The organism is Streptomyces sp. NPDC088733, from assembly GCF_044751185.1.
Taxonomy (GTDB): Bacteria; Actinomycetota; Actinomycetes; order Streptomycetales; family Streptomycetaceae; genus Actinacidiphila.
In genome coordinates this window covers 66,442-78,978 of the sequence record NZ_JBIVLH010000012.1, presented here as the reverse complement: position 1 = coordinate 78,978, position 12,537 = coordinate 66,442, and the positions used below count along the sequence as shown (strand labels likewise).

Annotated in this window: 12 protein-coding genes; 3 read left to right on the top strand and 9 right to left on the bottom strand. The window is 72.9% G+C overall.

Annotation, left to right across the window (positions count from 1 at the left end; translation table 11 throughout):
- Nucleotides 1–18: 18 nt before the first annotated feature.
- Nucleotides 19–744 (bottom strand): lysophospholipid acyltransferase family protein, encoded by a 726-nt coding sequence (locus ACIP64_RS22890; protein WP_401590144.1) that lies wholly within the window; start codon nucleotides 742–744, stop codon nucleotides 19–21.
- A 189-nt stretch (nucleotides 745–933) separates the two neighbouring features.
- Nucleotides 934–2,391 (bottom strand): MFS transporter, encoded by a 1,458-nt coding sequence (locus ACIP64_RS22885; protein WP_401589699.1) that lies wholly within the window; start codon nucleotides 2,389–2,391, stop codon nucleotides 934–936.
- A gap of 124 nt (nucleotides 2,392–2,515) precedes the next feature.
- Here ACIP64_RS22885 and ACIP64_RS22880 point away from each other — a divergent pair, with 124 nt between their 5' ends.
- A complete protein-coding gene (locus ACIP64_RS22880; protein WP_401589696.1) occupies nucleotides 2,516–3,217 on the top strand; it encodes a TetR/AcrR family transcriptional regulator in 702 nt (233 codons plus the stop codon).
- Between the two features lie 481 nt (nucleotides 3,218–3,698).
- On the opposite strand, the gene ACIP64_RS22875 is transcribed toward ACIP64_RS22880, so the two are convergent.
- From ACIP64_RS22875 to ACIP64_RS22850, 6 genes are all read right to left on the bottom strand, one after another.
- Nucleotides 3,699–3,860, bottom strand: a complete 162-nt coding sequence (locus tag ACIP64_RS22875; protein ID WP_401589693.1) for a hypothetical protein — start codon at nucleotides 3,858–3,860, stop codon at nucleotides 3,699–3,701.
- 72 nt (nucleotides 3,861–3,932) lie between these two features.
- A complete protein-coding gene (locus ACIP64_RS22870; protein ID WP_401589691.1) occupies nucleotides 3,933–4,985 on the bottom strand; it encodes a hypothetical protein in 1,053 nt (350 codons plus the stop codon).
- 32 nt (nucleotides 4,986–5,017) lie between these two features.
- Nucleotides 5,018–5,971, bottom strand: coding sequence for a cytochrome c oxidase assembly protein (locus ACIP64_RS22865; RefSeq protein ID WP_401589689.1), 954 nt, complete (start codon nucleotides 5,969–5,971; stop codon nucleotides 5,018–5,020).
- A 141-nt stretch (nucleotides 5,972–6,112) separates the two neighbouring features.
- Nucleotides 6,113–7,138 (bottom strand): 6-phosphofructokinase, encoded by a 1,026-nt coding sequence (locus ACIP64_RS22860; RefSeq protein ID WP_360913923.1) that lies wholly within the window; start codon nucleotides 7,136–7,138, stop codon nucleotides 6,113–6,115.
- A gap of 167 nt (nucleotides 7,139–7,305) precedes the next feature.
- On the bottom strand, nucleotides 7,306–8,034 hold the full coding sequence (locus ACIP64_RS22855; RefSeq protein ID WP_401589686.1) for a type 1 glutamine amidotransferase: 729 nt from the start codon (nucleotides 8,032–8,034) through the stop codon (nucleotides 7,306–7,308).
- A gap of 54 nt (nucleotides 8,035–8,088) precedes the next feature.
- Entirely contained in the window at nucleotides 8,089–9,327 is a 1,239-nt protein-coding gene (locus tag ACIP64_RS22850; protein WP_401589683.1) for a MurT ligase domain-containing protein, read from the bottom strand.
- 163 nt (nucleotides 9,328–9,490) lie between these two features.
- On the opposite strand from ACIP64_RS22850, the gene def reads away from it, so the two are divergent.
- The gene (gene def / locus ACIP64_RS22845; RefSeq protein ID WP_401589681.1) at nucleotides 9,491–10,036 is read left to right on the top strand and encodes a peptide deformylase; all 546 of its coding nucleotides are present in this window, start codon (nucleotides 9,491–9,493) and stop codon (nucleotides 10,034–10,036) included.
- Nucleotides 10,037–10,050: 14 nt separating this feature from the next.
- Here the strand turns inward: def and ACIP64_RS22840 are convergent, their stop codons facing one another.
- On the bottom strand, nucleotides 10,051–10,701 hold the full coding sequence (locus ACIP64_RS22840) for a TetR family transcriptional regulator (RefSeq protein WP_401589678.1): 651 nt from the start codon (nucleotides 10,699–10,701) through the stop codon (nucleotides 10,051–10,053).
- A 125-nt stretch (nucleotides 10,702–10,826) separates the two neighbouring features.
- On the opposite strand from ACIP64_RS22840, the gene ACIP64_RS22835 reads away from it, so the two are divergent.
- Nucleotides 10,827–12,050, top strand: a complete 1,224-nt coding sequence (locus ACIP64_RS22835) for an acyl-CoA dehydrogenase family protein (RefSeq protein WP_401589675.1) — start codon at nucleotides 10,827–10,829, stop codon at nucleotides 12,048–12,050.
- Nucleotides 12,051–12,537: the final 487 nt, after the last annotated feature.

Genomic DNA, 12,537 nt, shown 5'->3' with positions numbered 1-12,537 from the left:
CGGCGGGGGCGGCCCGGCTCAGGCGCCGCGCCGCAGCCGGGAGCCGGCTCCGCGTCCCGTTCCCCGGCCCTGCTCCTCGGCCTTCACGTCCGCGGCGTACCGGTCGACGTACTCCTGGCCGGACAGCTCCAGGATGGCGTACATGATCTCGTCGGTCACCGAGCGCACCACGAAGCGCTCGTGGTCCATGCCCTCGAAGCGCGAGAACTCAAGCGGTTCGCCGAAGCGGATGGTCACCGGCTTGATGCGCGGCAGCCGGCGGCCGGTGGGCTGGATCTCGTACGTGCCGATCATCGCGCAGGGGATCACCTTGACGCCGGCACGCAGGGCCATCGTCGCCACGCCCACCTTGCCCTTGTACAGCCGACCGTCGTGCGAGCGGGTGCCCTCGGGGTAGATGCCGAGCAACTCGTCGGCGGCCAGCACCTTCAGCCCTTCACGGATCGCCGAATCGCCCGCCTTGCCGCCGGAGCGGTCGACCGGGATCTGCCCCGCGCTGCGGAAGAAGGCCGCGGTCAGACGGCCCTTGAGGCCCGGGCCGGTGAAGTACTCCGCCTTCGCCAGGAACGTGATGCGGCGCGGCAGGATCGCCGGCATCAGGAAGTGGTCGGAGAACGACAGGTGGTTCCCGGCGACGATCGCCGCCCCCTTCTCGGGGATGTTCTCCATGCCCTCGATCCTCGGGCGGAACAGCAGCCTGAGGAGCGGGCCGAGGAGCACGTACTTGAGCACGTAGTAGAACACGGGCGACTCCCAACCGTCCGGCTCGGCCTCGGGGCAGTGTTCTGCCACGTCGGAAGGCGTGTCGGGGACGGCCAGTGTAGGTCCCCGCCTCGCTGTCCGTCACCGGTCGCGGGCGGCCGGCGTACCGACGTGGCGCGAAGTCGGTACGGAGAGGAGCAGCCGACCGCACCCGGGCCCGAGGTCACGCCGTCAGTGCCCCGTCGCGCCCTCCCGGGCATGACGGGGCATCAGGAACGCCGCCGCCAGCGCCGCGACGAAGGCGCCCGCCGCCATGAGGGCCGTCCACTGGGCGGCGTCCACGGTGTCCGCCCCGGCCGCGTACGAGAAGAAGGCCGTGCCGAGCACCGCGACGCCCACCGAACCGCCGAACTGCTGAACCGCGTTGAGGACGCCGGAGGCCGATCCGTTCTCGTGCTCCTCGACGTCGGCGAGGGCGATGTCGAAGAACGGCGCCATCACCAGGCCCATGGCGAAGCCGTTCAGCAGCAGTGCGGGCAGCAACTGCCAGGTGGTCGCCGCGTGGCCCGCGAAGTGCACCGTGAGGGCGAGCGCGGCGACTCCGACGGCGGACAGCGCGAAGCCCGCCTGGATGGTGAGCCGGCCGTACTTCGGGCCGAGGACCGCCCCGGAGAGGACCGCGCCGATCACGGTGCCCGCGGACCAGGGGATCATAGAGGCACCGGCGTGCAGGGCGCTGTAGCCGAGGCCCACCTGAAGGTGCAGCGTGAGCACGAGCATCAGCCCGCTGATCGCCGCGAAGAAGACGACGCCCACGACGAGCGCGGCGCTGAAGCCTCGGTGCCGGAAGAGCCCGGGCTCGACCAGCGGTGATCCTCCGCGGGCCACCAGCCGCCGCTGGTACCGGGCGAAGAGCCAGAACACCGGGACCGCGCCCGCCATCGACAGGTACGTCCACAGCGGCCAGCCCAGGTCGCGGCCCTGCACCAGCGGGTAGACCAGCATGAGCACGCCGAGGCTGACCAGCGCCGACCCGGGGAGGTCGAGCCGCGGCGCGTGCGGCGCCCGGCCCTCGGGGAGGATGCGCAGCGCCGCCAGGAAGGCCACGGCACCGATCGGGACGTTGATCAGGAAGACCGCGCGCCAGCCGGAGCCGAACAGGTCCGCGTCGGTGAGGAAGCCGCCCAGCACCGGGCCGGCGACCGCGGCCAGTCCCATGACCGGCCCGAAGGCGCCGAAGGCCGCGCCCTGTTCCTGCGGCGGGAACATCTGGCGCAGGATGCCGAGGCCCTGCGGGACCAGCATCGCGGCGAACACCCCCTGGGCGGCCCGCCCGCCGATCAGCATCCCGGCCGAGCCCGCGGCCGCGCACAGCGCGGAGCAGACCGTGAACCCGGCGAGCCCGATCAGGAACATCCGGCGGCGGCCGACGATGTCGCCGAGCCGCGCCCCGGTGATCATCAGCACGGAGAAGGTGAGGGTGTAGGCGGCGGTGATCCACTGGATCTGCGTGGAGCTGCCGCCGAAGTCGGCGCGGATCGACGGCGAGGCGACGCCGACGATCGTGGCGTCGAGCAGGTCCATGATCTCGACGGCCAGGACCACGGCGAGCCCGAGCTTGCGCAGGGGGTGGCCGGTGGGGGAGGCGCCCGCGGGTGTCGGCGGGGAGAGGGCTGTTTCGGTGCTCATGGGGTCCTCCGGGGCGGGCGTGGTGGACGAACGGCGTTCGTATCGAACGAACAGTGTTCTAGAAGACGAACGACGTTCGTGTCAAGTACGCTGTTCGTGTTCCGCTCCCGGAGGTACGCAGCCCGTGACATCGCTCCCCGCACCGCCCTGGCGCCCCGAGCGCAAGAAGGCCCCCCGCCGCACGCTCAACCAGGAGGTGGTCGTCACCGCCGCCCTGCGGATCGTCGACGCCGAGGGTCTCGACGCGCTGAGCATGCGCCGGGTCGCCCAGGAGCTGGACACCGGTGCCGCCTCGCTCTACGCGCACGTGGCCAACAAGGAGGAGCTGCTGGAACTCCTCCTGGACCGCATCCAGGCCGATGTGGCGCGCCCCGAGCCGGACCCCGAACGGTGGCAGGACCAGGTCAAGGAGATGGCCCGGGAGGGCCGCCGGGTCCTGGTCGCCCACCGCGACCTGTCCCGGGCCGCCCTGGGCCAGGGCATCCCCTCCGGCCCCAACGCCCTGCTCAACGCCGAGGCCATGCTCGCGATCCTCAAGGCCGGCGGCCTGTCCGACCGGGTCTGCTCCTACGGGGTGGACGCCCTGGCCCTCTTCATCACCGCGACCGCGGTGGAGGATTCGCAGCGCGCACAGGGCTTCGGCGCGCCCGAGGTGAGCCTGGAGGAACAAGTGGCCCGCGCCCGCGAGTACTTCGCCTCCCTCCCGCCGGACCGGTTCCCCCACATCACCGGCATGGTCGACGCGCTCACCCGCAGCGAGGGCGACGAGCGCTTCGAGTTCGGCCTCGACCTCCTCGTCTCCGGCCTGGCCCGCGTCACGGCCTGACGGCCGCGTTCCGGGGTGACCTGGGTCCCGGCTGCGCCGAGCGGGGACGGCCGGGCCGTCGATGTACGTCCGGGTCCGGGGGAAGGACGGCCGCCCTGCTCGTCGCCGGGGCACGTGCCGCGGTCCCCGCGCAGGGGCGGGGCATCAACCTCGGCACTGTGCGGTCCGGCTGCGCCGGATGACGTGCCGGGCGTGGTCCCGGGGCCGACGGCCGGGCCGCCGACACCTGTTCCGGGCCCGGGTGGGCGGCGTGCGACCTGCGCGTGTTCGGACACGTCCGGCACGTCATCGCCTGATGCCCGTATGTCTGCGCCGAACGGGAAAGCCTGCGCCTCTTCGGGCGCCTCCGGCGCGTCGCGACCGTCCGTCGAGAGGGCGTTTCCACCGGGGCGCGGGCTGGCGCGCGCCCGCGTGGAAGGCGCTCATGCCACGGTCCCGTCGGCGCGGGTTTCCTCGGGCGTCCATGGCCCCCGGAGGGCCGTCAGCGGGGCGTGCGGATCGCGAAGACGCCGATCGTCGCGAGGCCGAGCACGACCCAGGCGAACCAGAGCCAGCCGTTCGGCCCGAGGGCCACCGTGTACGCGGTCACGGCGACCAGGCAGGCCACCGTGAGCGCGATCATCGCCTTCGCAGGTACGGGCATCGTCGCCCTCCTCCCCGGGCGGCGCACGGCGGCGGCCCGGAGACCATGGTCGCCCCGATGGGCCCCGGTGCGCTACCAGTCGCCGTCCGTGACCGTGCCCTCGTCCTTGAGCTGCTGCACCTGTCCCGGCACCGGGGGCACCCACGGGGACTCGTCCTCGCCCAGCCAGTCGCCGACCGGCTTCACCTGGCCGAGGGTCTCCGGGGCCGCAAGGTCCTCCGCGTCGGCGTCGTAGTAGTCGAACCACGGCAGCCCGGCCGCCGTGTACGCCGCGCGGTTCACCGGGGACGGCGGCGGTGCCTCGCCGGTGATGCGCCGCCACTCGGGAGCCGTCGTGAGGTGGACGAAGATCCGGCCCGACGGCTCGTCCCGCCAGTGCGAGGGCTTGCGGTCGTCGCGGTAGACCTCCTGCCGCATCCGCCCGCCGGCGCCCAGCCCCATCGCGGGGGCGGACCGCGCGGGCCCGCGGGTCCGCGCGGACGGTGCCGCGCCCGGAGCGGGGGCTGCCATCGGTGCCATCGGCATCGGCGCGGCGCCCGCGGGGCCGCCGTACCCGCCGAAGGCCGGCCGGGGCACACCGGACCCGCGCCGCTGCTCGGCCTGCCAGGCCGCCAGCCGCTCCTCGCGGAGTTCGAAGACCTGGAGCTGCACCCCGCCCCAGACCTCCTCGCCGGTGACCTGGCCCTCGACGGTCGCACCCAGGCCCAGCGGCACGGCGACGAACTGCCGGATCGTGCCGGAGCCGGAGTTGATGCCGTCGAGCCAGGGCTGGCGCGGCAGCACCACATAGTTCTGCGGGTTCTGCGTGAGCCGGTCGCTCCACGGCGCGCCCGAGACCGCGCAGACCTTGCCGACGCCCACCTGGAGCGCGGCGGGCGCGGCGGCCGAGAAGCTCAGCCACATCGCCTCGCGCTGGTAGACCGGCAGCATGACGCCGCCGCGCGCGAGCCACTGCTCGGGCGCACGGTCGGGGAAGTCCGCGACGCGGCGCAGCGGGAAGGTGCCGAGTCCTGGTGGCAGGGGGTGCGTGCCCGTCTCGGGCAGCCGCAGCGTGCGCATGAAGCGCACCGTCACACCGCCCGGCAGCAGCAGCGCGTCGCCCGAGATCCGTACCTGGTCGCCCATCGAGGGCCTCCCTTCGCGGCGGGTGGCCCCGGTCAGCCCCGACCCCGCGCCTCCAAGGATGCCAAGTAGGCGTTGTAGGCGGCCAGTTCCGCGTCGCCGTCACGGTCCGCGGCGCGGTCCTTGCGGCGGGCGTGCCGCTGTTCCGAGGTGTACCACTGGATCAGCAGCGCCACCAGGACCAGCACCGAGGGGATCTCGCTGAACGCCCAGGCGATGCCGCCCGCGGCGGTCTGGTCGTCGAGGGCGTCGATCCCCAGCGAGGCCGACGGGTGCTGGAAGGTGCGGATCATGGGCTCGGAGGCCATCATCAGCGCGATGCCGAAGAACGCGTGGAAGGGCATGCCCGCGAACAGCTCCAGCATCCGCATCACGTACCCCGGCCGGTGCGGTCCGGGGTCGACGCCCATGATCGGCCAGAAGAAGACCAGGCCCACGCCGAGGAAGTGCACCATCATCGCGATGTGCCCGGCCCGGCTGCCCATCAGGGTGTCGAACAGCGGGGTGAAGTAGAGCCCGTACAGGCTCGCGACGAACAGCGGGATGGTGAACGCCGGATGCGTGACCACCCGCATGTAGCGGCTGTGCAGCAGCGCGACGAGCAGCTCCCGCGGCCCCTTGCTGCCGCGCGCCGCGGCGGGCAGCGCGCGCAGCGCCAGCGTCACCGGGGCGCCGAGCAGCAGCAGGATCGGGGCGACCATGGACAGCACCATGTGCTGCACCATGTGGACGCTGAACATGACCATGCCGTAGTCGTTCAGCTTGGTGCACATCGCCAGCCCGATGGAGAGCACACCGAGGGCGAAGGCGACGACGCGCCCGGCCGGCCAGCGGTCGCCGCGGCCGCGCAGCCGTACGACGGCGGCGCCGTACAGGGCCAGCGCGAGGACGCAGCCGACGAGGAACACCGGGTCCCCGCTGAAGGCGAGCCCCCGGCCGAGGGTGAACGGCGGGAGCTCCGTCATCATGCCGTGTCCGCCGTGGTCCATCCGTCACTCTCCTGTCGTGCCGTCCGCGCGCACCGCGCCGTCGGCAATGTGCCGGTTGGGGCGGGTGCGCCCGCACCAGACTAGAACCGCCCCCGGCCGCGGGTGCGGCCGGGGGCGGTTCCAGGAGGGGTGATCGGCGTGTCAGAGCACGCACTCCGCCTCGACGTAGCGCTCGGCGGGGACCGTCTTGAGGTGCTCGACGGCCTCGGCCAGCGGGACCAGGGTGATGTCGGTGCCGCGCAGCGCCGTCATCATGCCGAAGTCGCCGTTGTGCGCGGCCTCGACCGCGTGCCAGCCGAAGCGGGTGGCCAGCACCCGATCGTAGGCGGTCGGGGTGCCACCGCGCTGCACGTGGCCGAGGATCACCGGGCGGGCCTCCTTGCCCAGCCGCTCCTCCAGCTCGATCGAGAGCCGGGTGGCGATGCCGGTGAAGCGCTCGTGGCCGTACGCGTCCTTGACGCCGGCCTCGAACGGCATGGTGCCCTCGCGCGGCTTGGCGCCCTCGGAGACCACCACGATGGCGAACTTCTTGCCCGCCGAGAAGCGCTCGCCGACCCGCCGGGTCAGCTCCTCGATGTCGAAGGGACGCTCCGGCACCACGATCGCGTGCGCGCCGGCGGCCATGCCGGAGTGCAGCGCGATCCAGCCCGTGTGCCGCCCCATGACCTCGACGATCAGCACCCGCTGGTGCGACTCGGCGGTGGTCTTGAGGCGGTCCAGCGCCTCGGTGGCGACGGTGACGGCGGTGTCGAAGCCGAAGGTGACGTCGGTGGAGGCGATGTCGTTGTCGATGGTCTTGGGCACGCCCACGATGGGCAGCCCGTTGTCCGACAGCAGGCGGGCGGCCTTCAGGGTGCCCTCACCGCCGATCGGGATGATCGCGTCGAGACCCAGGTCGGCGACGTGGCCCTTGGCCCGCTCCACGCCGTCCCGCAGGTGCTCGGGGCGGACCCGGGAGGACCCGAGGATCGTGCCGCCGCGGGCCAGGATGCCGCCCACCGCGTCGAGGTCGAGCTTGCGGTAGTCGCATTCGAGGAGGCCCTTCCACCCGTCGTGGAAGCCTATGACCTCGTCCCCGTGGTCGACGACCGCCCGGTGCACGACCGACCGGATGACGGCGTTCAAGCCGGGGCAGTCGCCGCCGCTCGTCAGCACACCAATACGCATTGCTCGTTACTCCTGGAAGATCGATCCGGGCGCCGGACGCCGTCGTCCGGATGGACCCGCGGCGCGCGCACCGCGATACCTACGTTATCGAGCCGGGCACGGACGACGGAAACGCCGCCCGCACTGCGGACACTCCCGGCCCGGGCCCCGCTCCCGGTACCGCTGCTTCAGGCGGGCTGCGAGGCGGCGGCGATCCGCTCGGCGCGCAGCGCCTCGTACCACTGGTCGTCGACCGGCGGCAGCGCCCTGACGTCCATCGCCAGCTTGATCAGCATGTCCGCGATCTGCGGGTTGCGGGCCATGACCGGGCCGTGCATGTACGTGCCGAAGACGGTGTCGTTGTACGCACCCTCGGTGCCGTCGCCCGTGCCGTTGCCGTTGCCGAACCGGGTGCGGGCGAGCGGGCGGGCGTACTTGCCCACGTGGGTGATGCCCTGGTGGTTCTCGAAGCCGGTCAGCGGCGGCAGGCCGAGCGCCGGGTCGATGTCGGCCAGGACGTCGCCGACGCACCGCTCGCCCTCGCCGCGGACGCTGACCACGTCGAGCAGGCCGAGGCCCGGCTCGGGGCGGCCGAGGTCGTTGACGAACTCGTGGCCGAGGATCTGGTAGCCGGCGCAGACCGAGAAGACGATGGCGCCGTTGTCGACCGCGCGGTTCAGCCCGCCGTCGCGGCGCAGCCGCTCGGCGGCCAGCCGCTGCGGCCGGTCCTCACCGCCGCCGATCAGGTAGATGTCGCCGGATGTCGGGATCGGCTGGTCGGACCGTACGTCGATGCGGGTGACCGGGACCCGGCGCTGACGCGCACGGCGCTCGGTGACCAGCACGTTGCCCTGGTCGCCGTAGGTGCTGAGCAGGTCGGGGTAGACCCACACCAGGCGCAGGCTGGAGTCGCTCATGGTGTGTCCTCCTTACGGGGGGCGGGAGTCGAAGAAGGCGGCGGAAGCGCCGGGTCAGTTGCCGACGCGGCGGCGCAGGTCCTGGAACGCGGTGTAGTTGGCGATGGCCTCGATCCGGCCCTGCGGCGAGGTGCGCACCGCCTCGTCGAAGTCCGCGCACACCTGGAACTGCAGCCCGGCGACCTCCAGGCGGACCGCCAGGTCCAGCTTGCGGTCGCCGATCACACGGATCGGGTGCCCGGACAGCCGGGTGTAGTCCACGTCCCACAGCCAGGAGGTGTCGGTGCCGTCGGCGCCGCGGGCGTTCACCGAGAGGATCACCGGCGTCGGCGGCCGGTCGATGAGCGAGAAGGTCTCCAGCCAGCCGGCCGGGTTCTTCGCCAGCAGCAGGCGCACGTCGCGGCCCTGGAACTGCACCACGTCGTAGCGTCCGGCCACTGCCTGGACCTTGTACATCCGCTCCAGCGCGACCTTGGGGTCCACACCGAAGGCGGCGGCCGCGGCGGCGGAGACGGCGGCGTTGGACTTGTTGGCGCGGCCGGGCAGCTGCAGCTGGATCGGCCAGGCGGAGCCGTAGGGGTCGATCACGTGGTCGCCGGAGAGCGCCCAGGTCGGGGTCGGGCGGCGGAAGCCGCACTCGCCGCAGAACCAGTCCTCGGAGGGGCGCTGCAGCACACCGCCGCAGGAGGGGCAGGACCAGGCGTCGTCCTTCCACTCCTGTCCGGCCGCGACCCACACCACGGTGGGGCAGGAGGACGCCGCCCAGGTGATCAGCGGGTCGTCGGCGTTGGCGATGATGATCGCGTCGCTGCCGGCCAGCCCCTCGCGCCACTTCTCGGCGAGCATGCGGGTCTCGGCGGCCCGGTCCAGCTGGTCGCGGGAGAGGTTCAGCAGGGCGATGGCCTTGGGGCGTACGTCCCGTGCCACGCCGGCCAGGTACTTCTCGTCGACCTCGATCACGCCGTAGCGGGCCTCGGAGCCGCCCGCCAGGGCCGAGGTGATGCCGGCCGGCATGTTGGCGCCGAGCGCGTTGGAGACGACCTCGCCGTTGGCGCGCAGCGCCTCGGCGAGCAGCCGGGTGGTGGTGGTCTTGCCGTTGGTGGCCGAAACGAGCACAACGTCGAGGTGCGTCGCCAGCCGGGCCAGCAGGTCCGGGTCCAGTTTGAGCGCCACCCGGCCGCCGATCACCGATCCGCTGCCGCGTCCCGCCGCCCGCGACACCGCCGCTGCGGCCTTGCCCGCCGTCACGGCCAGCTTCGCCCGCGGCGACAGTGGCTCCGCGTTGCCTGCCATCGTCTCCACCATCCTCCTCGCGTCCGGCCCTGTCCGCCCTCCCCGGCGGTCGGCCGGAGCGCGTGCCCCGGCCATCGCACCGGCCGGAAGGCATCGGTCGCCGATCAGCCTATCCACTTCCCCTACCGGCGCTGAAACGAGCCGCCCCCGTACGCTGGCCCGCATGCCACACGTCACCATCCCCGGCAGCTCCGGGACCGTCCGTCCGATGCGGCTGCTGGGAGACCCCCAGCTGACCGCGCCCTGCCGCGAGGTGACCGCGTTCGACGCCCAACTCGCCACGCTTGTAGAAGACTTGTACGCCACGATGTATGCCCGTGACGGGGTCGGGCTGGCCGCGAACCAGATCGGCGTCCCCTTGCGCGTGTTCGTGTGGGACTGTCCGGACGACGAGGACGTCCGCCATCTCGGCCATGTGGTGAATCCGCGGGTGACGCACATCGGCGGCGTGACCGTGACCGGCCACGAGGGCTGCCTGTCCCTCCCCGGAGTGCACGCGCCCACGCCCCGCCACGACGAGATCACCCTGGAGGGCGTCGACCTGCACGGCCGCCCGCTGCGCGTGGAGGGCACCGGCTTCTTCGCCCGCTGCCTCCAGCACGAGTGCGACCACCTCGACGGCGGTGTCTTCACCGACCGGCTCAGCGGGCTGCGCCTGCGGCGCACCCTGCGCGCCGCCCGCCGCGCGCCGTGGGCGGTGGACGGCTGACACGTCCGCGGGGTCTACCGGAGCGGCGCGCCGGGGCGGTCGCCCACCGCGGCCAGCCGGCCCCACAGCAGGTCCGCCAGGTGGCGCACCAGTACGTCGCGGGAGCAGGGGCGTTCACCGAGCCACCAGTCGCCGGCGGCGTGCATCATGCCGACGATGCCGTGGCCCCAGACCCGGGCCGCCTCCTCGCCGTCGGGGCCCAGGTCCAGCCGTTCGGCGATGAAGCGGGCCAGTTCCTCGCCCATGCGGCGCAGTACCGGGGCCGAGTGGCGGCCGACGTCGAAGCCGCGCTCGCCCTCGGAGGGGTGCTCCGCCGGGTGCATCAGGAAGCGGTAGACCTGCGGCCGGGCCTCGATGGCGGACAGGTACGCGTGCAGGGTCGCCTCGACCCGGTCGCGGCGCTCGTTCGGCGCGTCCAGGGCGGCCCGCAGGTTGGCGAGCAGCGCGTCGGTGTGGCGGATGGCCAGGGCCCGGTAAAGACCGCTCTTGTCGCCGAAGTGCCGGTACAGAATGGGCTTGGTGATGCCCGCCTCGGCGGCGATCGCGTTCATGGACGCCTCCGGGCCGTCCCGCAGCACGACGCGGTCCGCGGCCTCGAGCAGCTCCCTGCGGCGTTCCTCCGCCGCGGTCGCCGTTCGCTGGTCCTGCCGCTGGCTGGTACCCACCCGAGCCTCCCCGCCCGTTCGATTTCTCCCGTCTGCGCAACGTAACACCCCAGGTCCGGTTGACAGTCCTTACCAGCCGGTAACAGACTGGTGTTACCGCAAGTAACCAGCACGTGGAGGGGACCATGAGCGGCTTCACGCTCGAGCTCAATGACGACCAGAAATCGGTGCGCGACTGGATCCACGGCTTCGCGGCCGACGTCATGCGCCCGGCTGCGGCGGAGTGGGACGAGCGCGAGGAGACCCCCTGGCCGGTGATCCAGGAGGCCGCGAAGATCGGCCTGTACTCGCTGGACTTCTACGCCCAGCAGTACTTCGACCCCACGGGACTGGGCATCCCGATCGCCATGGAGGAGCTGTTCTGGGGGGACGCCGGCATCGGCCTGTCCATCGTCGGCACCGGCCTCGCGGCGGTCGGCGTCCTCGCCAACGGCACCGACGAGCAGATCGGCACCTGGATCCCGCAGATGTACGGCGACCCCGCCGACGTGAAGGTCGCCGCCTTCTGCTCCTCGGAACCGGACGCGGGCTCCGACGTCGCCGCCATGCGGACCAGCGCTGTGTACAACGAGGCCAAGGACGAGTGGGTCATCAACGGCACCAAGACCTGGGCGACCAACGGCGGCATAGCCAATGTCCACGTCGTCGTCGCGGTCGTCGACCCCGCACTGGGGTCCAAGGGCCACGCCTCGTTCATCGTCCCGCCCGGCACTCCCGGGCTCGCGCAGGGCCAGAAGTTCAAGAAGCACGGCATCCGCGCCTCGCACACCGCCGAGGTCGTCCTCGACGGCGTCCGCGTCCCCGGGCACTGCCTGCTCGGCGGCAAGGAGCGGCTCGACGAGCGCCTCGCCCGGGCCCGGGAGCGCGCGCAGGGCGGCGAACGCCTCAAGAACGCGGCCATGGCCACGTTCGAGGCCTCCCGGCCCGCGGTCGGCGCGATGGCGGTCGGCACCGCCCGTGCCGCGTACGAGGTCGCCCTCGACTACGCGACGACCCGCACCCAGTTCGGCCGCCCCGTCATCGACAACCAGGGCGTCGCCTTCCAGCTCGCCGACATGCGCACCCGGATCGACGCCGCACGCCTGCTGGTGTGGCGCGCCTCCTGGATGGCGGTCGCCGGAAAGCCCTTCACGTCGGCCGAGGGCTCGATGTCCAAACTCTTCGCCAGCGAGACGGCCAAGAAGGTCACCGGCCAGGCCATCCAGATCCTCGGCGGCAACGGCTACACCCGTGAGTACCCGGTGGAGCGGATGCACCGCGACGCCGCGATCTACACCATTTTCGAAGGCACGAGCGAGATCCAGCGCCTCGTGATCGCCCGCACGCTCTCGGGCGTCCCCATCCGCTGACGCTCCGCGGGGGGCGCGGGACGGGCGCCTCCCCGCTGCGGGCCCGTACCGTCATCAGCCGGGGCGTTGAACGCCGCACGAACAAAGGGCATCGACATGCCGCCCCTCGGGACCGCTGCGCGGGGGCGGGCCCTCGCGTTCGGGCGGTACGGGCGCGTCGGCTGCGGGGGGAACACGCCCGGGCGCTGCCTCTGCGCGGCGTCCCGGGTGTCGGCGGTGCGACCGCGTGCTCGGCACCCGGGAAAGGGCTCGGGTCGTCCCGCCGCCGTCGACCTTGCCGGGGGACCGCGCCCTGCTCAGGTGTCTCCGGCGGATGCGCGGGACCGGCTCGACCATCTCAGGCGCGGGGTCGGCACCCGGCACACGGCGCGTTCGGCGTCTGGGCGCATTCCGCGGCCTTGGCGGCGGGGGCGGCTCCGAACCTTCGGGACGGTCCGCGACCGAGCGATGGCCGGGCGGCGCGTTGGGGCCGGCGCTTGCCTCGTCG